Below are 24,347 nucleotides of genomic sequence, written 5' to 3' on the forward strand. Positions count from 1 at the left end.
GCGCGGGTACTCTATAACATCCATAGATTGCTGAATATAGCCATATCTCTACAAAAAGTCAATCATTTTGTGAAGGTTTGCTCAAGCATGATTATGCGTAAAATAATAAATATCAGAATATTACAGAATACCGTGCTGAAAACCATTGAAAACTCGATGCTCTCAACAATCTCATACTATCGCAGGCTAAAGTCAACCTTAGTACTTAACCAGTTTACGAAGTTCTCTGAGTCCATAATCTCGAGGCTATAGGGGATGACTACAATTTGCAAACTACCGCGCCACGGATACATACGTATATAGTCTTTAGAAGTTGTAAGAATGACATCTGCTCCCGCATTCTCCGCTTCACGTGAAACATTCTTGAGTTCCTGCTCTGAAAATACGTGATGGTCCCGAAATGCACGCTCGCCAACGATCTGAATACCCACGGATTCGGCAGACAATTTGACTCTGTTGGGACGTGCCACACCCGTCACCAGAAAACAGGGTCCCTTTGGCTTGTCCGCCCAAGTTTGCGACAATTTAGCCGGCAGTGCCCTCCAGGAAATCTTGTTGAATGACTTTGCATAAGGCACGGCTGATTCCCCAGATCCAACCGTTACGAGCGCCGTCGCCCGCCCCAAGGATGAAGGATGCTCTCGCAGGCGTCCTGCCGGTAACATCTTGCCGTTGTCAATCGGCATCATGCTGTCCAGCAGAACGAGATCAACATCCCGGGCAAGCCGCCGATGCTGAAACCCGTCGTCCAGAATAATCAGCTTCGCTCCGAAATCGTTGGCCGCGACCTTGGCCGATTCGACCCGGTTCGCATTTGAGATGACAAGGGTTTGTGGACAACTTCGTTTAATCAGAAGCGGCTCGTCCCCGGTGTCCTGCCAATGCGAGTCTATTTCGGCAATGGTCAGTTCCTTGGACTTCCTCCCATAGCCCCGGCTGAGCACGGCAATGCGGTTGCGCTCTCTCAGATGCGGGAAATGCTGTTCAAGCAACTTGATCAACGCAATCACAAACGGAGTTTTGCCGTTGCCGCCCACAGTTATGTTGCCAACCGATATCACAGGAACAGGTGCGCGCCATCCGCCGCGCCTATCCCAATGGCGATGATAAGCTCCGGCCACGACACCGTACGCATATTCGGCTAGCGCGAGGATCATCGAGTCTTAGTTCGTCCATCCATCATGAATAGACTTGAGTCCATTGAGAAGGTGGTCATACCACGTTCGTTCAATGCTCGTGTCTAATGAATCGCCGATTTCCGTGCTGTGCGGAACCGTTGGATCAAAGTCTTCTTCCAGTACCTTTATGGCCATAAAGCTTGCATCGGCAATTCCTGCAGAATCGCGCGAGCTGTAGGCAAGTTCGAGCGTCAATCCCCAGCCTACAAATGAGTTTTCATTATAGTGAAAGATTGTGTCAATCCACGTACGCGCCTTAAGAGTATCTCCGTCACCCCATAAGCGCCAGAAATTCCCTTCGTAGGCCGCGATGCTGTCCATCAGGCTCTTTGCCGGGAAGTTGACATACAGTTCCCCACCTGTTCTTCCATGAACGTCATTGGGGATACTCGCTGAAGGGCGCATGACTAATTGCCAGTTGCCGACAGGCAGGTCCCAGACATCATAAAGCAGCACTACATCCCTTTGTCCGGCGCGAACTTTCATATCAATTGTCCCCGTCCCTCCCATTCGCCGAAACCTGTACTTGACTTGCGATGAATCAAGATACGGCTGTGCCTTCATTACATCGGAAGACCCATCAAATATCTGCGGTTTGAACCAGTTCTGCGGAGTTTTGCCGCTCAAATTGTAGTCTTGATCTGAATCGTTCAACAGTGTAATTAGCACTTGTACTGTATCATTCAGTCCTGGTGCCAGCGAAAAATGATTTGGTGGCGAGTACTTTTCTACGAGGCTTAATAGGTAAGGATCCGTGTTTTGCATTGCGCCATTCAAACGTCCCTCACCTTGCCAGCTTGGGCGCGCCGGCAACCAAACACCGGGCATATAGTAACCGACATCACTGAATCCCATTTGAAGCCCCCGAAAGTGCGCTTGTACATCCTTTGAACTGAAGATCGCAAAAAGGACGAGTATGCTGACTTCAGGGGTCACTTTGCGGAAAGACTCAGTCACTCGAGTGAACCCTTATCCAGTCTTCGCTCGTACTTATCACTCTGAATCTTCTTCAGCTCTTCTAAAAACTCATTAACCGACATATATCTCTTATAAACAGAAGCAAACCGCACATAGGCAACTTCATCCACATTGACCAGCTCCTCGAGTATCCATTGACCGATTTGGGCGGCTGTGACTTCGCGGTCGGTTTCAGCGAGCACGCGGGCTTCGATTGCATCGGTCATGTTTTCAATAGTATTGGGCGAAACAGGCCGCTTAATGCAGGCAATAGATAGCCCGCGATACACCTTTTCACGATCGAAAGGTTCGCGGGCTCCGTCGGATTTTATAACGTGTACGATACGGACTTCGATGGATTCGTAGGTTGTAAAGCGATGGCCGCACTTCAGGCATTCGCGGCGGCGGCGAATCGCGCGACCTTCCTTTGCAGGCCGCGAGTCTATGACCCGGTCATCGTCAGTGCTGCAAAACGGGCAGCGCAAATTTACTCCTAAACATTGTAACGCAGTGCTTGCGGATAAAGCGGGAAGCCGCGGGTCAACTCATGAACTTGAGCTTTTACCTTGGCAATCATTTCAGCCGACTCAAGATTTTGAATAACATTATCCATCAGTTCCGCAATTTTCCTCATTTCAGTCACTCCCATTCCGCGCGATGTCACAGCGGGAGAACCGATACGCACACCGGATGTCACCAGCGGCTTCTGCGGATCGTAGGGCACCATATTCTTGTTGACGGTGATGTCGGCGGCTTCGAGTGCCTTTTCGGCAGCTTTACCCGTCTTCCCCATGGGTGACAGATCGAGCAACACCAGGTGCGTGTCCGTTCCTCCGGAAACGACCTTATATCCGCGCGACATAAACTCATCAGCCAGCGTCTTTGCATTCTCGACAACGTTACGAGCATACTCGCGAAACTCCGGTTTCAGCGCTTCGCCGAATGCGACGGCCTTGGCCGCAATCACATGCATCAGCGGGCCGCCCTGTACGCCCGGAAAAACCCAGCTGTCAAACGCATCCCAATAGCTTTTGGGTTTAGGCATACCTCCGAGCAGCAGCTCTCCACCCTCTTCATTGGACAGCACAATTCCACCGCGCGGCCCGCGAAGAGTCTTGTGAGTCGTGGACGTTACGGCATGACAGTACGGCAGAACATCGGGATGAATTCTACCTGCCACCAATCCGGAGAAGTGCGACATATCGCAAATCAGATACGCGCCGATTTCGTCCGCAATCTCTCTGAACTTCGCCAGATGCCAATTGCGCGGATAGGCAGAAGATCCTGTCATGATGAGCTTCGGCTTGTGTTCGCGCGCCTTGGCAACAACATCATCCATGTCGATCAAATTCGAATCGCGTGTGACACCATAGCTGACCACCTCATACATGCGGCCTGAAAAATTCACAGGCGAGCCGTGTGTCAAATGGCCGCCGTGCGCCAGATCCATACCCAGAATTTTGTCGCCGGGTTTGAGCAGCGTGAAGTAAACAGCCATATTCGCCTGCGCGCCCGAATGCGGCTGGACGTTAGCCCACTTCGCTCCGAAAAGCTCTTTTGCTCGGTCAATCGCCAATGTTTCAACTTCGTCCACATGACGACATCCGCCGTAATACCTCTTGCCCGGAAGACCTTCGGCATACTTGTTCGTCATCACATTTCCCATTGCCTCCAGGACAGCGGGTGACACGAAATTCTCCGAGGCGATAAGTTCCAATCCTTCATTTTGCCGCGACCGCTCGCGATCCATGATTGCGGATACGTCCGGGTCGCTGTTTGCCAATATGTTTCTTAAGTGATTGCTCATGATTCTCAGTCCCGCAGTTTGCGCCGTTCACGATGGAACCAGCGCTCATGCATATCAAGCTGTAAATATAGTCTGGTAAACGTTTCGTCAACATCCACATCCGAAGCGGTGCGCACGCCGAACTCAAGCGCCGCATGAAGTTTGCCCGTGCTTTGCGCAAGAGGAACGGAGACCCCAAGCGAAAGCGCTGTCTCAATCACATCGCCGACCGCTCCTTCAGAATAGACCTGCCACGGCTGCAAGCGGTAAGCGGCACCCGCACGATAATCCCAGCGGTCGAATCCTTCATCAGTTATACGTGTACCGCCCTGTTTCTCAACACCAAACATGACAGCAAAACCGCTGCGCTCCTCGAGTCCCTTTTCTTCAAAAACGGGCCCGTAATGCTTTTCCTTCCACGATTGGGATCTCAGGTCGGCGTATGCAGACCAATCACGCCTCCATTTGTGTCCGATGCCAAATCCGAACTCTCCCGGTCGCGATCCATTTTCTTCAGAAAACCGGTATTCTCCGCCATGATTCACTCGCTGCTCAAACTCCCATGTCCCGTCCGCTTCTGATTTCCAGTATCCACCCAAAGTCCAAGCGGGGGAAAGTTTAGCGAGTGCCGACACGCCACCCCAGAAACCGTGAAATCGTTGAACATCGTGGTAGTGCACATCGCGTGCTCCTCCAGAATTTCCAGAAGTCGGAAAGTCCAATATGGAATTCACTTCAAGGTAGGTAGTCGTAAACGCTGCCGTCAGCCCGATGCTGAATTTGTCGGAAAGACCAAATGCGTGGTCCCAACGAATGTCCGTAGCGCTGCCTAGCCAAACATTTCGGCGCTCAAATCGCTCGACAACTGCGCCGGTGTCTGATTCATAGGTTAAACTGTCGTTGGCGAATGTCCGTAGGTCAGTCCGGGAAACAGGGTCTAATCCAAACGCCATTTTGTAACGCGGATGAATATTTAACATTAAACGAAAACTCTGCCAACCAAACTCACTGTCAAGATCTGATTTGTTTTGGTCAGAAGTGCCGTAAATGCTGCCATAGAGACCGGCGCGAAGCACCGACCCTGTCAACTGGGTCATTGCGGCAGCGTTTTCTCCATGGATACCAATGCTGTCAGTTGCCGCCAGACCCGCGCCGCTCAGCCCCATTGATCGCACGCCGCCATTCGGCAGAGGATCTCCCGTTGGCTGTGTGCCGAATATTGAACCTCCAGCCCATGCAGTCGCTGCAAGTATCAAGAGTGTCAAGATGTTTATCATGGCTCTACCCACCAGATCTCAAGTTGCGGCCGAAGTGAATCCACTTCGCTGTTATGGCCATGGAAATACTGCCGGGAGAGGATATCACTCTCAAGTGAAGCTTGAATTGAAAAGCCTCCGTTCGTGGATGGATTTCCGACCATTCCGACAAGACTGTTCGTCACTTCAAATGATATTTTTCTATTGTCAGATTGAAAGGCCGTGGAGTTTAGAGCAATGAAATTCTGCGTGGCACTGTCAGGTACCGCAAACCATGCGGTGTCTATCAAGGAAGCATCTTTGTACAGAAAGTTTGAACCTTGGTACACAAGGCTGTTCGGAGCATTCAGGTCGGCGTAAAAGTGCACCCAGGCCCTCACAACTGTCCGAAGAGGGTTAACCGTCATACTGTCTAACGGGAAATAAAGCAGCGCTCGTCTGTAACTTCCCTGGCTGACTCGCAATCGGCCGGATAAGGAATCGCTCAAGTCTGTCGCAAGATAGCCATCATCTGCAGGAAGCACGATTTGGGACCAAGGTGTTTCCGCAAAATTGGAATCTTCCGGAAACTGTGACCCGACAAGCTCAAGCTGAATACGATAGGCTTCGGCACCCTCCTCACTTTGGATGCCGACGATTACATTGGGATTCTCCGCTTCAAGCAATATTCCGTGATTCAGTGTATCCTCGGTAATCCATGCATTCAATATTGAATCCGGAACAGTCCAATAAACAGCAGGAGGAAGCGTGTCTCCTGCTCCCAGCGGAGCCGTCGTAAGCAGTATCGTATCAATGACTGAATACTCACTGCGATTGGGAAGGGTATCTTCCTTCAGCTGATCCTCCGTCCAATCTTCTGCCACACTTTTTATCAGCATTCGCAAGTCCGGCGCATTGCCCCGTCCGGGATAAACTTGATCCACCCGGAAGCGAATTCGCGCAGTGTCAATAACAAAGCTGTCAGGCAGAATCGCTGCAAGTTCAAATCTGACAGCCGAAACGACTTTGAAACCTTGCGCCTCCCCGACTTGGAGCACTGCGCCCCGGCCCGGAGACAGGTCAAGGTCCCATTCGGCAGAACGTGTTGCTCCGACAAATGTTTTTCCCTCGCTCTCATCCGGAGCAACAGGAATAGCATTTACTCCAACGTCGGTTTCGCGTTGAGCACACGCTGCCGCGAGAAAAAGTGCCGACAGCACAAGCAGAAGTTTGATTGATCGAGTTTGCAAGCTATTGAAAGGTTTGAGGTGTTTAATCGGAAGACGATGCGACTGACAAAAAGCTAAAGCGTAGATTCCTGCGTACCCGGACGCAAAGCAAAGCGAAGATTTCGGACGTAGATCACCATGGCAAGCAAGTAGCCGGCTATAAAGACCGGATCTTTACGGACAAAGGAATACAAGAGCAACACAAGTGCTCCCAATATTGAAAAGTACCAGAAAGATGTTGGCACGACAGTTCGCTTGGCACGTTCGGTAGCAATCCACTGTATAATGAATCGCATGAAGAACAAGACCTGACCCGCAAGTCCAACGATTGTCCAGATGTCAACTTTGAAGTCACCAACAAACGGAAGTGACATCGCTTAAGACTTCGTCATCAATTCGAAAAACTCAGCGTTTGAACGTGTATCCCGCATTTTGTCCAGAATGAATTTCATCGTTTCGACGGAATTATTGTGGTCGAGAACACTTCGCAGTGCGTACATTTTCTGGAGCACCATTGGAGTCAGAAGCTGTTCCTCGCGTCTGGTGCCGGATCGAAGCACATCAATGGCAGGGAAAATGCGGAACTCGGCGAGCCTGCGGTCAAGAACCAGTTCAAGATTGCCTGTTCCCTTGAACTCTTCGAAAATGACTTCGTCCGCTCTGGAGCCGGTTTCAATCAGCGCAGTTGCAAGTATCGTGAGGCTGCCGCCTTCTTCAATATTTCGTGCGGCGCCGAAGAATCGCTTTGGCTCGTACAATGCGCTGGCATCAATTCCTCCGGACAGCACACGTCCGGAATGAGGCATAACCGCATTGTGCGCTCGCGCCAATCTTGTAATCGAGTCGAGCAGGACAACGACATTCTTACCCATTTCAACCATGCGTTTGGCGCGCTCGAGCACCATATTGGCAACTTGAACATGACGTTCCGCCTTTTCGTCAAAAGTTGACGAAACAACTTCACCTTTCACAGAACGCTCCATGTCAGTGACTTCCTCTGGCCGTTCATCAATCAACAGAACGAGCAGTTCGACATCGGGATGATTTGTTGTGATTGCATTAGCAATCTTTTGCAGGATAATGGTCTTGCCTGTTCTTGGAGGAGCCACCACTAAACCGCGCTGTCCCATTCCGACAGGCGAGAAAATATCTACTACACGTAGAGTGAGGTCTTTGGCGTCCAACTCCATTTTGAACTTCTTGTTCGGATATATTGGAGTCAAATCGTCAAAATGAACAATCTCTTTTGCAACGTCCGGATTCGTTCCATTGACGTGGTGGACTTTCAATAGAGCGAAGAATCGCTCGCCCTCTTTCGGTGGACGGACCTGACCGGATATCAAGTGTCCGGTTCGCAACCCAAACCGCTTAATCTGGGACGGTGATACGTAGACATCGTCGGGGCTGGGCAAGTATGAAGCCTGCGCGCTGCGCAGAAAGCCATACCCGTCAGGCAAAATCTCCAGTACCCCACTTGCCGTCAGGATTTCATCCTTGGCAGATTGCCGGTTCAGAATCTTGAAAATTAGCTCATGCTTTGGCAGGCCGGACGTTTCTTGCACCTCGAGTTGCTTACCGAGGGTAATCAGATCGGGGACAGTCATCGCCTGAAGTGTTGAAATATCCATGGCTTGTAGGTGAAAAGGTAGGTTTGATTGCAGGTGGGAAAACTCAGAAATTCAACTGAGCAAATTCCATGTCAAACTTCTGTTGTGGGCTAGCTTTGCGGCAGGGCGACAAATTTTGAAAGGCTTTCGACCGAAACGGCGGACACTTCTACTTGGAAATTCAAAGGGAACAAAGACTCGACTACGCGATATAGGGCTTCTGTCACATCACTTGAAAACACTTTAACGCTGCCAGGTCCAGCTGTCTCAAGCGCGTTGTGCGACTCAAGCCATTGATCAAGTTCAGCTGCAGTAGCACGGGGCGTGTCAACAAGAATCACATCATCTCCCATTGCATGCTGAATATGATCACGAAAGTACTCGTAGTGAGTACATCCCAGAACAACTGTGTCCACTCGCGCCTCAATAAGCGAGCCCAGATAGTGTTCCACAATAGATCGCGGGATGTCGCCTTCGGTCCACCCTTCTTCTACCAAAGGAACAAGAAGGGGACATCCCTGTGACGTGACCTGCACACCAGGGACAAGTTCATTAAGAACGACCGAGTATGTGTTGCGTTTTACAGTGGCTGAAGTTGCAAGAACCCCAATCCTCTTGTTGCGTGTGGCTTGAGCAGCTGCCGCGGCAGTGGGATGCAAGACATTGATCACAGGGATGGAAAAGACTTTTTCCACCTCCCGCAGGGCGACAGCAGATACGGTATTGCACGCAATCACCGCCGCCTTTGGCTCATGAGAGCTTAGAAATCCGGCCGATTCACAGGCGTATCTGGTTATTAAGTTAGGGCTGAGCGACGCATAAGGAACGCGTGCTCTATCTGCAAAGAAAACGAAGTTCTCGTGCGGCATCATCCTATATAATGCTGCGACCACCGTCAGTCCCCCAAGACCCGAATCAAACACCGCGATCGGTTTCCTGCTCATCGAGCGGCCGCTTCCATTTCTGATTTCATTTTCACAATGGACATTGCGATCGCATCGGCGATTCTCTGCCTGCCACGCTCGGCTCCAAGCATTCGGGCATCGTCCGGGTTCGACAAATAGCCGCATTCCAGAAGAATCGCAGGCATGGATGCTCCCATCAGCACATAAAAACCCGCTTGGTCAACTCCTCGAACATTCATTCCGGCGGAGTTTTTCAGTTCATCAATGACAATTTCAGCCCATGTCTCACTGTCATGCAAGTACTGACTCGTCGCCATGGAAAGCAGAATATAGTTCTCTTCGGTCAGCGCATCGTACTGCTCTGCATCGCGTTCAAAATCGACAACTTGATTTTCCCGTGCCGCAACATCAATCGCGCGCTCGGTTCTGGCGGGCTTAAGGATGTAGCACTCCGCGCCGCCCACATCGGGATCTGTAAAATGATTACAGTGGAGTGATATGAACAAGTCGCCTGACTCTGCATTCGCCTGGCGTGTCCTTTCCCCTAAAGTCAGAAACTTGTCGTCCCGCCGTGTCATGACGACTGGAATTCCCTTTGACTTTAACGCTGTCTCAGTTCGTTTGGCAATGTCAAGTACGATGAATTTCTCTTCAAGTTCCAACAGACCTTTGCACCCCGGGTCCTTTCCGCCGTGTCCCGGGTCCAAGATGACCTTGCCGAAGGTCCATACCTGTTCCAGCGGTTTAGAGTGCTGAAGCGGTGTAACTACTCCCGAAGCAGAATCGACAATTCCAAGCAGCCTTATGTAGTCTTCTGAGTCGCCAAGTTCCACAGTTGTCGGAAACAACTCAGGCAGTTGCTGAAGCGGTATCCACAACGAACCATCCCACACTTCAACAGGTACCGGCAATTGAACGAAGGCGCCATTCACTTCCGCAAAACTGTTTTTTGGCGAAAGTGTCGTCTGACAGTCATATGATTCCACAAGGTACTTTCCACGATCAACGGATATCTCAAATCCGGCGAACTTTCCAAGCATGCTCAAAGGAATAATGCGCACGTCACCCCGATTCATAAAAGGCAAACCAGTGACCGGCGCACCGGCAAGATCAGTGACTTTGACGACGGGTGCGGATACTGAAGGCAACGCGATCAACACGAGTTGTGCAAGCACAACCCAGTACTGAATGATGAACTTTCGCGAAAAACTGAGTGATACCATTTCACTTTCGTCCGATCTTCGAAACAAGCGCGCTCAATGGGTCCAGAAACAGAAGATAAACGTAAGACATAAACTTAGCAGCCGGCGAAGATTTTAGTCTTGCGTGAAGCAATCCGAGACTTCTGAGCTTTCGCTTCTGCTTTCTGAGACTGCTATGCCCGCCGAGAGAAGATGAAACCTTGTGCCAAACCCGCGCAGTAGGCACATAAATCGTCTGTATACTGCTTTTTCCGGCACGCAAACAGTACTCGACATCTTCATAATAGAGTTTGAAATCCTCGTCGAGCCGACCAATCGTCTCGATAACTTTGCGTGGTATCCACAGCGCACAACCCGTTCCCCAGGACGTGGGCTCCTCCACATCATACTGTCCTTTGTCCCTGTCACGAATTCCACGATGAGCAATTCTGCCGTACTTCCAGATACCGCCTGCATACCACAGAGTCTCACGGTCGCTATAGTACAGGATCTTCGGGCATAAGAGACTCAATGGGTGTCTCATAGACGCTTCGCGCAGGTCATCTAGAGTGGACTTCTCGACGATCGTGTCATTGTTGAGCAGCAGGATTGCGTCACAACCTTTTTCCATCGCTGTCTGCACACCGGCATTGTTACCGCCCGCAAAAAGCAAATTAGTGCCTGTTTGAATGAGACAGATACTGTCTCCAAACTCCGACTTCAGTATCTGAACACTATCATCCGTTGAGCCGTTGTCAACAACAAACAGTTCAACCCACTGAGGCACAGGTAAAAGTGAATTCAGACATTCACGGGTGTCCTGATAGCCGTTCCAATTCAAGAGTATCACTCCCAGCTTCATGGAGGCTACCGGGAAATACTCATCGATACAGCAGTCTCAACGTCATCGGACGACACGGAGCTACTTGTCCAGGCAAGCTTGGTGCCAATGCTGATCGACTTCGTGACATAAGACATCCAAGCGATTAATCTTGTACCGTTGCCGAACAGCTGTTCAAATGGATACGCACCTGAAACATTTCTCTCATAAACCGAGAGTGGAAAATCCAATTCAGACAGATTGAACTCCGCGACACGAACTCCAGGTCTGAGCTTGCCGCGGTTCTTCATCACCTGCATGTGGATATAGCTCCCATTGCCGAACTCAGAGCCGTCATTAGTTTCGAATCTGCGATACTCAAGTCTAGCCGATACATTTATGGCTTCGCCCCAGACCGGGTCACAGCGAAACGTCAAACTTCGCCGGCCTCCGCTCTCTGAACTTCTCTCAGACAATCGCAAGCGCGACGTCAAACCAAAAACCTCATTGAAAGGTGCGTGCCACAGCAATGCGAAATTGTTCCGGCTATCTCCGGGCACGGTGTTGGATTCTTTTGAGCTGTTCAGGTCAAATGCAAATTCGTGGCGACTAACATAGGTACCGGCCTTGGCACCGACGACGGCAGTTCCCTCAAGTTCCTCGCCAAAATCGAAAGGTCCTTGACTTCGCGGTGCAAAGTAGCCGGCAGGCGCATATATCGAATATAACGCTCCCTGCCATTGCAGAGTTCCGTGGGTAAGAGTCGCCGCCCATGCCGTATTATCTGCGCTTCTTGCGATTTCGCTGATAGCGAATCCGCCTTCCCACCCAATTTTGAAATAGCCGGACTGCGAGTTTAATGTTGGTGCGTTCGTCGGTGACGGTTCGAAATTACTTTGTTGAGCCAAGACACCGGCATGGATAAGACTGTGACGAAGCCCTACAAAACCACCAAAACCTGACTCTGACACCTTGTCGCGTACGTCGGAACGAAAGTTCAGGGGCGAATACACCCCGGTAAGTGAAACTTGACCGGAATCGTTGACGGCATTCCAATCGCGCGAGTTTGCAAATACTCCGAGGTCTAAGCAACTAACTTGCTTTTCAATTGTTACTCCTCGCAGCCAAGCGGACTCACGGCTTGTGGTACGCGCAATTACTCCCCGACCTTCCTTTATTCTTGCGGATCGGACAACCGAAAGAGAACGCATGGCGCCGAAGGAGCCACTCGATAATACGCCCATCCCCCATTCGATCTGATACGTGCCAAGCACGTACTTTATGCCCAGAGAACTGTTGACGCCCGAAATAGACAGGTGCAGTTCATCAATAGTGCGGGGATCATGCGCCCTTCGTACCAGCAGCAAGTCTGCACTAAGAATGTCCCGCGTGTACACAGTCAGCCTTGTTCTCGCCCACGTACCTCTTAAGTCTTCGAGCGAACTCGAGTTATCCCATGAGGCTGAAGTCCAGAAACGGACGCGTTTCGTCAGTAATGGCAAGTCATCATGGGAACAGGAGTCACTGCCGGCCGAGTATAAGAACTGCGCTGCTGCCAGTTCGAGTGAGTCTGCAAGGGACGACTCCCCGTCGGCATTTGTAATCAGCTCTTCAATATCACCGTCAATCGCTTGTGCCGCCATTGTAATTGGCAAAAGGAACACAAACGCCAGCAGCAGCATCATCGGAAGAAAAGGTCGAAGCCAATCGTATGGCTAGCACCGAGTTCACCGTGCCACAGCAACGCATAGTGCAGGCTTGCCGCTCTATGTTTGACAGAGAAGCCCGCAGTGTATTCAGATGGATTGAAGCGTGCGCCGGCGCGAACCGTGAGCTGCTTCAAGACCTGATTGCTCACACCGACCCTGAGTTCCATCGGAAATCCCCGGGGCTGTTCCGCTTCGACACCAAGGCGTGTGGTTTCATCAACTTGAGCGAGTGCGCCGATTCCTAACGATGTGGGAAGCTCGTCTTGATAATTCGACAGGCTTGATCGAGTGAAGTTGTTCCATGCGAATCCAGCGGTAATGGACTCAGTAATTTCACCAATAGCACCAGCATTGAAGACCGCCGCACGTCCCGTTGGCAGGCCGGAAATCCTGACAATATTCGCTGCAGCCGAGAGTCCAATCATCACTCGATCTGACAGCGGTGTACACCCTGAAATCAAGGCTGACTGTTCTTGATAGATGTCATCACCCATACGGGAAAGTGATACCCCCAGGCCAATATTACGAACCGGAAGCGATGCGACAAGTCGTTCAGATTGAAGTTCCTTGAGACCGTAGGGCTGTTCCCACCAAACTCCCAAACTTGGTCCGTAACCTAAAGCCGGGTTCGAGAGAAATCCCCCGGACCTGCGGGTCAACATTCCAACTTGCCCCATTCCCATGGCCTGCGGGTCCGAAACCATCCTCTCGAAAGCCGGGTAAGCGATACTCGGCACCAAAAGAACAAAAAGAACAACGATTAGTGCGATGTCCTTGACAATCCCGTCACCAATCCTTATACTCTTCGGCATGAAGTACCCATTATTCTTATGGATTTCCCTGACCGTTACCCTTTGCGGCCATTCTGGACAGGCAGTCGCGCAGTTGCTTTATCCTGAAGTCACGGTTGATCTGCAAAGACTACCTGAGGAAGCCCAAGTCAAACTGCGGGGAATCGACTCCACTCTCACCCAGTATATCACAGAAAGCAGACATCCGTGGAATCGCGATGACGGTGGCTACGACGTGGATGTGCAAATCAGCATCTACTTCACAGAATACAGCCCGAACCCGACGGAAGACAAATTCAAAGCCAACTTAATCGTCACAAACAAGCAGGATTTCCGTTACGAAGACAAGCGCGTCGAATTCGGTTTTCGAACGCCGTATCAGCCCGGACAGGGTTCGTACGATTCGTTCTTTGCGGTAATCGAGTTTTATTTGTGGTTGATTATTGGAAATGAAGAAGACAAGTATGAGAAGCTGGGCGGGAATCGCTACTTCGACCGTGCCAGACAGGTTCAGCTGTCGAGCACGTCATCCATTTACTACAACGGATGGGATAAACGAGGCGATTTATTGAAGGATATTACAAGCGAGAGCAACAAGACCTTCAGAGAGTTTGAGTTCTTTTACCACACCGGCTTGTATTATGACGAGCAAATGCAATACGAAGACGCAAAGGCATATCTTCATTACGCCCTGCTTAAGCTGGACGCTCTGCCGCTGGACAAACGCAACGAGATACTTGAAAGCGAGCACAGGAACCTGGCTGTGGCCCTGAAGAACTGTAATTATGAAAAGGGTATTGAGGCCCTTCGGCAAATGGATTTCGTCAGAAAGAACGTCTACGATGAGATTTTCCGGACTCCTTAAGCCAATGGAATATAGACAAACCGCCTCGGTTTGTCAAGCCAGAATTGACTCTATATTAAGCAGAATCCGGCTCTTCGAGCCGGATTCGCTTTTTCGAAGTTTCCCCAAACTTCAGAACTTTCGCATCAGCCCGACGACCTTCCCCAAGATATGAAAACCGGGAGTCCCCTGCTCCACAATAATCGGCTTAAACCTGGAGTTGGCGGGTTCCAGGAGTATCCGACCAGCCACGGGCTTGTAGTACTTGACCGTTGCCTCTTCACCGATTAATGCCACTACGATATCCCCTGCATCCGCAGTTCTTTGCGGCCTGGCAAAGATAACGTCACCTTCACGAATTCCAGCGTCTATCATTGATTCACCACGGACTCGAAGAGCGAAGGTATCATCCGCAGGGGCAAACGACTTGTCTACCGACAGGCGACCTTCAATATTCTCAGTTGCAGTAACCGGCAAACCTGCCGCAATTCGCCCGATTATCGGCACTTCCCGAACCTCGGATTTCGGTGCAGCCTTGCCAGATCGGTCTGTCAGCTCTATTCCCCTCGATAACATAGGACTGCGCTCCAAATAGCCCTTCCGCACCAGAGCATCCAAAACATAACGGACCCCATTTGTGGAGGACACGCCGATTTGGCTTCCGATTTCGCGAAGAGTTGGAGGGCGTCCCCTGTCTGTGATTTCCGACTGTATAAATTGCAGCGCACGCTGCTGTTTTTCTGTAAGTTGCATTCCCATTGATTGTCCTTCTAACTTGACCTTGAACAAATATACAAAACATCTGTTCATAAGTCAAGGGGTCAGACAGGGTTTTTTCCGTTTAGTTATGCATTTTCTTCTCGATAACTAAAGTCACCGGGCCGTCATTTACAATAAAAACCTGCATTTTCGCGCCGAATACTCCAGTGGAAGTTGTAATGCCTCTGTTTCTCAGACCAGATACAAACCTCTCATAAAGTGGAACGGCGACTTCCGGAGCCGCAGCCTCAATGAAGCTTGGTCTCCTGCCTTTCTGGATGTCTCCGAACAAAGTGAATTGACTGACGACCAGTACCGCGCCCCCTACCTCTTCGAGACTACGGTTGAACTTCTCGGCAGAATCCGGGAAGATCCGCAGCTCGCAGATCTTGTTCACACCCCAGTCAATCTCGGATTCAGAATCCCCCTGTGCAATACCAAGCAATATGACCAGCCCGATCCCTATCTCCCCCACAGTTCGACCGTTCACCTCGACGCGTGCTTCCGAAACCCGTTGCAGTACAATCTTCACCCTTCACTCCAGAAACGACATACACTGCGGTATCGGCTGCACAAACAAAGTATCCTGGACTTCCGGAGGTGAGGTCTCAGGACTTACTCTGACGACCATACTCTGACGCGGGCAGACGACAAAAAATGCGCCGCTTGCTTGCGAATAACGCACTCTGACAGCGCTTGTACCACAACGCAAGTCGCTCGAACTTCCGTTAAACAGATCATAGATTCTGGCGTCACCGCGGGTCGAGTCAACTGCCATCAAGTATTGACCGTCCGTCGAGATTCCTAGATCAACCACAGAACCAAACATACCGAGTGAATCGAGAACTTCACCGTCCGCTGCATCTAGAATCATCAACTGATCTGACGAAGGCAACGCACAATAGACGAGAGCCCCGTCAGGCGAGAATTCAATGTCCGTGCAGGGTCCGTTGAAGCGGACACGGGACTCCTCAAAGAAGCCTTGTTCCTTTACAATCCGGACGGTGCTGTCTCCGGGGCAAGCGATCCACGTCCATTGGTCACCGGGGCGCATTTTCAATCGTCGGGGTTCTATCCCGGTTTCGACGGTATCCACTTGAATATTCGCAAATGAAATTCGGTAGTAGCGGGAGTTGTGAGTCAGAAGATGTGCTGTCAGTGAACTGCGCGCAACCCTGAGGTCCACGGGAGTGCCTGCGATGTCGACCTGTTCGAATCGATTGACTTCGGGCAAATAGAACAGAGAAAGTGCACCCACGTCATTGTCCGTCGCGACGAGAGTGACACCGGACGGAAGCAACTCACAAGCGGTCGCCCAGCCGGGCATAACAGCATGTCGAATGACATGAAGATCGACCAGGTCAAAAAAAGTCAGCTGTCCCTCAGTCGCACTGGCAATAACGCCATACGGAGGTGTCAGCTGACCGCAATCGTCGCAACCGTTGTCCTTTTCGCGGCAACTTGTCACTATCAACATGACAAGCCACAGGCAAAGCAATGTAGATTTCCTAAGCAGGAACCCCTCCCTACTTTAATTCAATCAAGTGACCGAGTTTGTCACGCTTAGCTGCCAGATATTTTCTGTTACTTTTTGTTGGTTCGCTTGATGCAGGCACGCGCTCGACTACGTCAATTCCAAATTTCTTGAGATCCGAAAGTTTTGCCGGATTATTGGTGATCAGCCGCACCTGACGGATTCCAAGCTGCTTCAGGATTTGCGCACAGTTCGCGTATCCTCGTTGGTCGGCCTTGAATCCAAGTTTGAGATTTGCCTCAACAGTGTCAAGACCGCTATCCTGAAGTTTGTAGGCCTGCAGCTTGGCTGCCAAGCCTATCCCGCGCCCTTCCTGCCGCAAGTAAACGAGCACACCTGATCCTTCTCTCTCCATACGAGACAATGCAGACTCAAGCTGTGCGCCGCAATCGCAACGAGAACTTCCAAAAACATCGCCCGTCAGACATTCCGAGTGAGCGCGAACGAGTACCGGCCTGGTCACCTCGAGCGGCTCTTTGACAATCGCAAGGTGATCCTCACCTTTTATGGTATCGACAAAATGGACGAGCTTGAACTCACCGAATTTCGTTGGAAACGGTACTCGAACACGTTCTTCCATGAAAGACTCGGTTTGTGCCCTGTGAATTGCAATCTGCTCAACCGAAATAATTTTCAGGCCGTGACGATTCGCATAGGCTCGCAGACCCTCACCCCTGAGCATCCTTCCATCGTCCCCCATGATTTCGCAGAGCACTCCTGAAGGATACAATCCTGCGAGCCGCGCAAGATCCACGGTGGCTTCGGTTTGGCCCGGCCGGCCTAAGACGCCACCTGGATGCGCGCGCAGTGGATGAATGTGACCCGGTCTTCCCAAATCTGCAGGGGACGTTTCAGGATCAATCATTGCGCGAATCGTTTTCGCCCGATCAAACGCCGAAATTCCGGTAGTTGTACCGTGCAGGTAATCGACAGATTCGGTAAACGCCGTGCCGAGTTTAGCGGTATTTTCGGTGACTTGCTGACGCAGATTCAGCTCCGCGCAGCGCTCGGAGGTCAGACAAATGCAGATCATCCCACGTCCGTAAGTGGCCATGAAATTCACGGCCTCAGGTGTGACAAATGAGCTTGCCATGACCAGATCACCTTCATTCTCGCGATCTTCATCGTCCACGACAATCACCATTTTACCGGCTGCTATGTCGCGCAAGCCTTCCTCAAACGTATCAAGGAGACCGTGCTTATGGTTATTGTTACTCATGCTACCTCAAAAAAATCACAGCGCTCGCAGCTTTTCCGGCAACAGCTTCTCAATGTACTTACCAACCATGTCAACCTCAATGTTGACCGGGTCACCGACCATGTAATTATGAAAAACGGTGTTCCGATATGTGTGCGGAATGATGCCAATAACGACAGATTGCTGCTTCACCTCCGCTGCCGTAAGCGAGACACCGTCCACGGCAATGGAGCCTGTGTGAACAACATACTTCATCAGCTCGGCAGGCAATTGGAATTCAAAGACACGATTGTCTCCATCCTCGACAATTGAAACTACTTTGCCGAGACCATCAACATGACCCTGCACGAGATGACCACCTAACTCGGCACCAAATTTCAAAGGCCTTTCAAGATTCACTTCGCTGCCAAGCACCAATTTACCCAGCGAGGTCTTTTCCAGGGTTATTCGCATCAATTCGCAGGTAAATCCTTCCGATTTGTCAGGTATCGACGTCGTGCAACAACCATTTATGGCAAGGCTTGAACCGACATTCAAGCTCTTAATCCAATCCGGACCGGTAATGCGGATTTTTCTGAATTCTATTCCGTCATGTATCTCCGCGACCTGACCTACGGTTTCAACAATTCCCGTAAACATTTCTCTCCAAATAGAACCAATAATCTTCTTCAAACTGCTCCGTCTTGTGTACTTTGAACCGCGGAGCATTTTCTAATAAAGTCAAATTAAGTTCACCAATTCCAGGGCGTCCCTCAGAACCGATAATGATTGGCGCTATTGCAACAATCAACTCATCCCACAGATTTTCCGACAGTAATGCTGCGTGAATCGTACCGCCGCCCTCGACAAGAATGGACGCGACGTTTAATTCAGCAAGCCGGCGCAAAGCATCATTGAAGTCCACCCTGCCATTCGGCGCGGCGGCACATACAATAACGGAGACTCCGGCCTTCTTGAGTCTGCCGATCTTTTTGTCATCAACACCGTCAGTTGTAAGAATCCATGTTCTCTTCTTGTCTTTATGTGCGAGAACTCGCGATGATTCTGGGATTCTAAGCCTGGAGTCTGCGATTACACGGATGGGATTTCGGCCTTTCGCAAGCCTTACGTTCAGTTCCGGATCATCGTCAATAATAGTTTGCACACCGACCAGAACGGCGTCAAGTCTTGTTCTGATTCTGTGCACTTCCGTTCTAGAGGATTCGCCCGTTATCCACCTTGATTGACCGTTTGCAAGTGCGATTCGACCGTCAATACTTTGAGCAACTTTCAGTAGAATCCACGGACGGCCAGCAGTGATGAAAGTATTAAACGGTGCGTTCAAACGGCGGGCTTCACTTTCGCAGACGCCGCACAATACATCAATACCTGCGTTTCTAAGCTGCTCCATGCCTTTGCCATTGACCAGAGGATTAGGGTCCTGCTGCGCGATAACTACGCGTTTGACACCAGCCGAAATCAGTGCCGACGTGCAGGGAGCGGTTTTCCCATGATGGCAGCATGGTTCAAGATTGACATAAATCGTTGCGCCATTTGCCTGTTGCGGCGCAAGCTTGCTAAGCAGGGAGGTCTCAGCATGCATATCGCCAAATCTTTTGTGATATGCCTTGGCAAGTACTTTCCCGTCCTTAACGGCGATGGCTCCGACCATCGGATTCGGGCTGACACAACCAGCACCCTTTACGGCCATCCGAAGGGCAAATTGCATGAACTTTTCGTCTTCGGCGAGCTTTCGCCGCTTCTCCGTCAAGAGATATTCTCCTCAACTCCACTCAATGCGCCGGAATCCGGACTGTCCGCCAAGCACACGCAATTATTTTCGCGATTAACTCTTTTTCGGTCAGTCCGAATGCCTTAGCGGACTTTGGCACAAGAGATGTTGCCGTCATACCCGGCAAAGAATTCAATTCGAGGCAGATAAAACCCGTCTCGTTGACCAAAAAGTCAACTCTGGCAAATCCTCGCGCGTCGAGTGCCCGAAAGACTGCTGCGGCCGCGGCATGCACCTTCTCGGTCATCTCATCAGACAACTCTGCCGGACAGAAATAGTCGGTGCGGCCCGCCGTGTACTTGTTTGTGTAGTCGTAGATTCCCTGTTTCGGTCGTATTTCAACAAGAGGAAATGCTTGGCCGTCGATGACGGTTGCAGCAATCTCACGACCTACAAACAGTTTTTCTATCAAGGCATTGTCATTTTGTTCACGGACAGCGGAAAGCGCCGGCAGAAGCTCTTCGGCGGAATTGACCACGGACAGCCCGACAGTTGAACCGCCGCTTTCGGGCTTTACAACAACCGGATACCCGAGTTCGGTTTCAATTCGCTCAGTAACTTGTTCATGATTCGTGTACTCATCGTATCGGACGCTGAAGCCTTTGGCTACAGGAACGCCCGCGTTTGCCATCAGTGCTTTCGCGGTCGGCTTGTGCATGGCCAGCGCACAGCTGCGCGGTCCACTACCTGTGTAAGGCATTCCCACCCATTCGAGCAGAGCTTGCAGCGTCCCATCTTCACCGTATCCGCCATGCAGAATCGGAAACACCAGATCAATATCTCTCGATGACAGCACGTCAATCAAACCCCGTACAATATTTGGCGAAAACGCGACGTCACCAACTGTCGAGGGGGCGTCAACTCCGATTGACGATGGTGCCATACGTGCTGTGGCCTCAACAACGCGCCCTGGTTTTTCCGGGTCGTATTTCCATACGTCATGACCGAGTTCCTTAATCCAGGTTGCGACCGCATCTCCGGAGGCCAGCGAAACAACACGTTCAGAAGTTCTACCGCCGCAAACGACTAGTATTCTCATTTTGACGGCTCTTGTGAGAGCTTGTGGGCGACAGCCGAGTGAAGCCTGTTCAATGTTCCCTCGCGACCCCACATTCCAATCAACTTGCCTAACTCAGCACCATGCTCTCTGCCGGTCATGGCAAGCCTCAAGGTCATCCAAACCGCCTTGCCCTTCATGCCGTGCTTTTCGGCCGCCACGTTTGCAGATCTCTTGAATTCATGAACTAACTCTTCAAAGTCATTCCATTTTGCCGCAGGCAGAACTGACAGGGCGTCCGCGACATCTCCGATAAAGAGAAGCTGGGTTTCATCGAAAGCGGCATCACTTGAATCCGGGGCAGCGAACACTTCACAAACTTTGGACGCAAGATCTTGAAAGCTCTCAGCACCCGGGCGAAGCGAAACAACGGCATAACGAACACGGCTCGCTGACTCGACAAGAAGTTCTGAGGGAAGCAAAGGCGCCACGCCGTCCCAAATCGCATCATGACTTAATCGCGCAAGATATTCTGTATTCATCCAACGCAGCTTCGCATGATCAAAGACCGCGCCGGCCTTGTTAACGCGTTCAAGGGAGAATTCGTTGACAAGTTCATCCAAACTGAAGAACTCCCGTTCATCCTGCGGATGCCAGCCCAACAGCGCAACGAAGTTCAGCAGGGCTTCCGGCAGGATTCCCTTCTCACGGTAGGCTTCAACGGCAACATCGCCCGAGCGCTTGGACATTTTCGAACGATCGGGATTCAGCAGCAGAGGGAGATGTGCAAATTGAGGGACATCCCATCCAAAAAAGCGATACAATAGTACGTGCTTTGGAGTAGACGGCAGCCACTCTTCGCCGCGGATAACGTGCGAAATTTGCATCGCATGGTCATCAACTACGTTGGCAAGGTGATAGGTGGGAAAGCCATCACTTTTCACAAGTACCTGATCATCAATCGTCGCCGCTTCGAAACTTACATCTCCTCGAACGACATCGTGAACTTCAATACTTCCACTATCTGGAACCGCCATTCGCCAAACGTGCGGTTCACCCGCAGCCACCCGTGTCATTGCGTCATCGCGTGAGATCTTTCTGCAGCAGCGATCATACATAGGCGGCAGCCCCCGGGATTGCTGCTCTGCGCGAACCTGTTCAAGGCGTTCCGGCGTGCAAAAACACGCGTACGCATGGCCAGCATTTGCAAGCGTTGAAATCGCCTCTTGATACAGGTTTAGACGTTCCGATTGCACATAAGGCGCGTGTGGGCCACCGACTTTCGGACCTTCGTCGAAACGGATACCGAGCCAGTCAAAGATTTCGAGAAAGTTTTCAACAGCACCTTCCACCAGACGAGTTCTGTCGGTATCCTCAACGCGCAAAAGGAGTTTACCTCCCATTTTGCGGGCAAAAAGGTAGTTGTAGAGTGCAGTCCTTAGGCCTCCGACATGGAGATATCCCGTCGGACTGGGAGCGTATCGAGTTCTGACTTCTTTGTGCATTCCTATTTGTATAGCAGCACTGTTGCCAATGCAGCAATTCCTTCTTTACGGCCGGTAAATCCCATCTGCTCCAACGTCGTGCCTTTAATAGATACGTACGCAGATTCGATGCCTAACGCGGTTGCCACTTCGTCACGCATTTCCTCGCGATAAGGTCCAATCTTCGGTTCTTCGCACATAACACTGACATCAACATTGCCAATGCAGTAACCGGACTCCATTACAGCCTTCATCGCAACATGAAGCAATTCGATCGATCTTACGTCTTTGTATTGGGGGTCGGTTGGAGGAAATAGCCGCCCCTTGTCGCCAATCGCTGCGGCACCCAGGAGCGCGTCGAGTATAGCATGGGTGAGCACATCCCCGTCAGAGTGTGCTTCCAGTCCTAAATGAAACGGAATTACGACGCCGCCAAGCACAAGCGGCCTTCCACTCGCGAACTTGTGAGCATCAATTCCGACCCCGATGCGATACGGACAACTCATAGTGCAGACAATAGAAGAAAACGGGCTTACAGATTAAGTCCTGCAAACCCGAAAGATGTGTTATCTAATTTGAGGGAATGTCACGCAAAAATGTTTCGACGCGGGGAAGATCGTGCGGAAGCGTAAGCTTGATGTTTTGCGGATCGCCAAAAACAACTTTGACGGATCCAAGCTGAAAATACTCAATCAGCGCAGCGTCGTCAGTGCATTGAATCTGATGTTCCTTGGCCATCCGGTGAGCACGCTGGAATTCGCGCAACCTTATCCCCTGCGGCGTTTGCACAGCAAACAACACCTCACGATTCAATGTCTCACGCACCGTCAAGTTCTTGTCGACTCTCTTAACGGTGTCTGTCACCGGCAGCCCCGGAACGACAGCAACGTTATGGTCAAGACCTTCCACAACCCTGTCAATCACGTCTCTTGATATTGCAGGTCTGGCAGCATCATGCACAAGTACGTTATCCGCACCGGACTTCAGATTGAAGAGCGCTTGGCCAACTGAATCCTGGCGGGTCAATCCACCACTGATCACCGAGATTCGTACAATCTCAACAAAGTCTCCCACTGACTCTGCAATTGCCGAAATATACTCATCCGGCGCTGCGATTGAGACCTCCTCTAATCTCGAATCCTGAACGAAGCATTTTAGCGACCACCAAATTAGAGGCTTTCCGTTTACCGGCGTTAATGCTTTTGGCAGTTCGCCGCCGAATCGCTCCCCTTTCCCGGCAGCCGGAATCAACAGTGCGTAACTCAAATGATGAGCATGCAGTCGCCGTAACTGTAAAAGCGATACTTCTCCTTCACGGCATGGCGATATGCCTTCATAATGAACTCACGGTCACTGAAAGCCGAGACAAGCATCAGAAGCGTTGAACCTGGCAGGTGAAAATTGGTCAACAGCCTGTCAACGACCTTGAAATGATAGGGCGGATAGATAAACTTGTCCGTCCAGCCGCTTTGCGCCTTAATACCGCCGCTGAAGTTGGCGACAGTTTCCAGTGTTCTGGTAACAGAAGTTCCGATGGCAATGATTCGATTTCCGCGCTCTATAGCCCCGTTCACTGTGTCCACTGCGTTTTGCGTGACTTCATAGTATTCAGAATCCATCCTGTGGCGCGATAGATCTTCGACTTGAACCGGCCTGAAAGTTCCTAATCCGACGTGCAGGACGATTGGAACGAATTCAACGCCCTTCTTCTTCAACTTGGCAACCATTTCCTTCGTGAAATGCAGTCCGGCCGTTGGTGCGGCAACAGCGCCAGATTCTTCAGCAAAAATCGTCTGGTAGCGCTCTTTGTCATCTGGAGTGGGTTCGCGGCGAATATACGGAGGCAGCGGCGGCTTGCCGTATTTTTCAACGAGCGCGGCAAAGTCTCCCTCATAATGAAACCGGACCACTCTTCCACCGCTCGTCGTATTGTCGATTACTTCGCAGACAACTTCATCGCCGATGATAATGTTATTCCCGGTTCGGACTTTTCTTGCCGGTTTGACCAGAACTTCCCACAGTTCTTCTGTAAGCTTTCGCAACAGAAAGACCTCAATTTCGGCCTCCGTCTTTTCCTTGTAGCCGAACAGACGTGCCGGAAAAACACGAGTGGAATTGACGACAACGACATCGCCCTTATTCAGGTAGTTTCCGATGTCGGCAAAAGACTCATCACGAAACTCCTTTGTTTCGCGATCAACAACAAGCATGCGGGACATATCGCGACGCTCTAACGGAGTCTGCGCAATCAGCTTCTCGGGCAGATTGTACTTGAAGTCCGAAAGACGCGGGATTGTCTGCACACCACGCGGTTCATAGACAGCGGAAGTAACGGGCATTGGTAATCCTTAGTTCAATTGTT

The 24,347-nt window shown here is 50.9% G+C and carries 25 protein-coding genes; 1 reads left to right on the forward strand and 24 read right to left on the reverse strand.

The features are described from left to right. Positions 1 to 176: 176 nt before the first annotated feature. The 13 genes from lpxK to HUU59_02620 all read right to left on the reverse strand — a co-directional run bounded on the left by lpxK (position 177) and on the right by HUU59_02620 (position 13,419). On the reverse strand, positions 177 to 1,157 hold the full coding sequence (gene lpxK, locus HUU59_02560; GenBank protein ID NUO18312.1) for a tetraacyldisaccharide 4'-kinase: 981 nt from the start codon (positions 1,155 to 1,157) through the stop codon (positions 177 to 179). A gap of 6 nt (positions 1,158 to 1,163) precedes the next feature. Beyond that, positions 1,164 to 2,135 carry a hypothetical protein gene (locus tag HUU59_02565; protein ID NUO18313.1) on the reverse strand — a complete coding sequence of 324 codons (972 nt, stop codon included), beginning with the start codon at positions 2,133 to 2,135 and terminating at the stop codon, positions 1,164 to 1,166. Beyond that, positions 2,132 to 2,620 carry a transcriptional repressor NrdR gene (gene nrdR, locus HUU59_02570; GenBank protein ID NUO18314.1) on the reverse strand — a complete coding sequence of 163 codons (489 nt, stop codon included), beginning with the start codon at positions 2,618 to 2,620 and terminating at the stop codon, positions 2,132 to 2,134. Before nrdR ends, HUU59_02565 begins: the two co-directional genes overlap by 4 nt. Before the next feature lie 8 nt (positions 2,621 to 2,628). Further along, positions 2,629 to 3,942 (reverse strand): serine hydroxymethyltransferase, encoded by a 1,314-nt coding sequence (locus HUU59_02575; GenBank protein ID NUO18315.1) that lies wholly within the window; start codon positions 3,940 to 3,942, stop codon positions 2,629 to 2,631. Positions 3,943 to 3,947: 5 nt separating this feature from the next. Further along, positions 3,948 to 5,198 (reverse strand): hypothetical protein, encoded by a 1,251-nt coding sequence (locus HUU59_02580; protein ID NUO18316.1) that lies wholly within the window; start codon positions 5,196 to 5,198, stop codon positions 3,948 to 3,950. Then, positions 5,195 to 6,406 carry a hypothetical protein gene (locus HUU59_02585; GenBank protein NUO18317.1) on the reverse strand — a complete coding sequence of 404 codons (1,212 nt, stop codon included), beginning with the start codon at positions 6,404 to 6,406 and terminating at the stop codon, positions 5,195 to 5,197. Before HUU59_02585 ends, HUU59_02580 begins: the two co-directional genes overlap by 4 nt. A 53-nt stretch (positions 6,407 to 6,459) precedes the next feature. Further along, complete coding sequence (locus tag HUU59_02590; protein ID NUO18318.1) at positions 6,460 to 6,759, reverse strand: lipid-A-disaccharide synthase N-terminal domain-containing protein; 300 nt, start codon at positions 6,757 to 6,759, stop codon at positions 6,460 to 6,462. Between the two features lie 3 nt (positions 6,760 to 6,762). Beyond that, complete coding sequence (gene rho / locus HUU59_02595) at positions 6,763 to 8,013, reverse strand: transcription termination factor Rho (protein ID NUO18319.1); 1,251 nt, start codon at positions 8,011 to 8,013, stop codon at positions 6,763 to 6,765. A gap of 89 nt (positions 8,014 to 8,102) precedes the next feature. Beyond that, on the reverse strand, positions 8,103 to 8,936 hold the full coding sequence (locus HUU59_02600) for a glutamate racemase (GenBank protein ID NUO18320.1): 834 nt from the start codon (positions 8,934 to 8,936) through the stop codon (positions 8,103 to 8,105). After that, positions 8,933 to 10,120 (reverse strand): N-acetylmuramoyl-L-alanine amidase, encoded by a 1,188-nt coding sequence (locus HUU59_02605; protein ID NUO18321.1) that lies wholly within the window; start codon positions 10,118 to 10,120, stop codon positions 8,933 to 8,935. The genes HUU59_02600 and HUU59_02605 overlap by 4 nt, the downstream gene beginning before the upstream one ends. Position 10,121: 1 nt before the next feature. After that, positions 10,122 to 10,940, reverse strand: a complete 819-nt coding sequence (locus tag HUU59_02610; protein ID NUO18322.1) for a glycosyltransferase family 2 protein — start codon at positions 10,938 to 10,940, stop codon at positions 10,122 to 10,124. A 5-nt stretch (positions 10,941 to 10,945) separates the two neighbouring features. After that, positions 10,946 to 12,580 (reverse strand): hypothetical protein, encoded by a 1,635-nt coding sequence (locus HUU59_02615; protein NUO18323.1) that lies wholly within the window; start codon positions 12,578 to 12,580, stop codon positions 10,946 to 10,948. Next, entirely contained in the window at positions 12,580 to 13,419 is an 840-nt protein-coding gene (locus HUU59_02620) for a hypothetical protein (protein ID NUO18324.1), read from the reverse strand. The genes HUU59_02615 and HUU59_02620 overlap by 1 nt, the downstream gene beginning before the upstream one ends. Between HUU59_02620 and HUU59_02625 the strand changes: the two genes are divergently transcribed. Further along, a complete protein-coding gene (locus HUU59_02625; protein NUO18325.1) occupies positions 13,418 to 14,263 on the forward strand; it encodes a DUF4835 family protein in 846 nt (281 codons plus the stop codon). The genes HUU59_02620 and HUU59_02625 overlap by 2 nt on opposite strands. A gap of 111 nt (positions 14,264 to 14,374) precedes the next feature. Here the strand turns inward: HUU59_02625 and lexA are convergent, their stop codons facing one another. The 11 genes from lexA to queA form a co-directional block, all read right to left on the reverse strand. After that, positions 14,375 to 15,001, reverse strand: coding sequence for a transcriptional repressor LexA (lexA, locus tag HUU59_02630; protein NUO18326.1), 627 nt, complete (start codon positions 14,999 to 15,001; stop codon positions 14,375 to 14,377). Between the two features lie 82 nt (positions 15,002 to 15,083). After that, on the reverse strand, positions 15,084 to 15,533 hold the full coding sequence (locus HUU59_02635; protein ID NUO18327.1) for a D-tyrosyl-tRNA(Tyr) deacylase: 450 nt from the start codon (positions 15,531 to 15,533) through the stop codon (positions 15,084 to 15,086). 3 nt (positions 15,534 to 15,536) lie between these two features. Then, the gene (locus HUU59_02640; protein ID NUO18328.1) at positions 15,537 to 16,499 is read right to left on the reverse strand and encodes a WD40 repeat domain-containing protein; all 963 of its coding nucleotides are present in this window, start codon (positions 16,497 to 16,499) and stop codon (positions 15,537 to 15,539) included. 28 nt (positions 16,500 to 16,527) lie between these two features. Further along, on the reverse strand, positions 16,528 to 17,754 hold the full coding sequence (ribA, locus tag HUU59_02645; GenBank protein NUO18329.1) for a GTP cyclohydrolase II: 1,227 nt from the start codon (positions 17,752 to 17,754) through the stop codon (positions 16,528 to 16,530). Positions 17,755 to 17,769: 15 nt separating this feature from the next. Next, positions 17,770 to 18,372, reverse strand: a complete 603-nt coding sequence (locus HUU59_02650; GenBank protein ID NUO18330.1) for a riboflavin synthase — start codon at positions 18,370 to 18,372, stop codon at positions 17,770 to 17,772. After that, positions 18,353 to 19,483 carry a bifunctional diaminohydroxyphosphoribosylaminopyrimidine deaminase/5-amino-6-(5-phosphoribosylamino)uracil reductase RibD gene (gene ribD / locus HUU59_02655; GenBank protein ID NUO18331.1) on the reverse strand — a complete coding sequence of 377 codons (1,131 nt, stop codon included), beginning with the start codon at positions 19,481 to 19,483 and terminating at the stop codon, positions 18,353 to 18,355. Before ribD ends, HUU59_02650 begins: the two co-directional genes overlap by 20 nt. A 22-nt stretch (positions 19,484 to 19,505) precedes the next feature. Further along, on the reverse strand, positions 19,506 to 20,543 hold the full coding sequence (locus HUU59_02660; protein NUO18332.1) for a D-alanine--D-alanine ligase: 1,038 nt from the start codon (positions 20,541 to 20,543) through the stop codon (positions 19,506 to 19,508). After that, complete coding sequence (locus HUU59_02665) at positions 20,540 to 22,006, reverse strand: glutamate--tRNA ligase (GenBank protein ID NUO18333.1); 1,467 nt, start codon at positions 22,004 to 22,006, stop codon at positions 20,540 to 20,542. The genes HUU59_02660 and HUU59_02665 overlap by 4 nt, the downstream gene beginning before the upstream one ends. Positions 22,007 to 22,008: 2 nt before the next feature. Continuing rightward, positions 22,009 to 22,491 carry a 2-C-methyl-D-erythritol 2,4-cyclodiphosphate synthase gene (locus HUU59_02670; protein ID NUO18334.1) on the reverse strand — a complete coding sequence of 161 codons (483 nt, stop codon included), beginning with the start codon at positions 22,489 to 22,491 and terminating at the stop codon, positions 22,009 to 22,011. Positions 22,492 to 22,555: 64 nt separating this feature from the next. Beyond that, the gene (gene ispD, locus HUU59_02675) at positions 22,556 to 23,251 is read right to left on the reverse strand and encodes a 2-C-methyl-D-erythritol 4-phosphate cytidylyltransferase (GenBank protein ID NUO18335.1); all 696 of its coding nucleotides are present in this window, start codon (positions 23,249 to 23,251) and stop codon (positions 22,556 to 22,558) included. Further along, the gene (gene queA, locus HUU59_02680) at positions 23,248 to 24,324 is read right to left on the reverse strand and encodes a tRNA preQ1(34) S-adenosylmethionine ribosyltransferase-isomerase QueA (protein ID NUO18336.1); all 1,077 of its coding nucleotides are present in this window, start codon (positions 24,322 to 24,324) and stop codon (positions 23,248 to 23,250) included. Before queA ends, ispD begins: the two co-directional genes overlap by 4 nt. Positions 24,325 to 24,347 lie beyond the last annotated feature (23 nt).

It is taken from the genome of bacterium (assembly GCA_013360195.1).
In the GTDB taxonomy this organism is placed as follows: domain Bacteria; phylum Electryoneota; class RPQS01; order RPQS01; family RPQS01; genus JABWCQ01.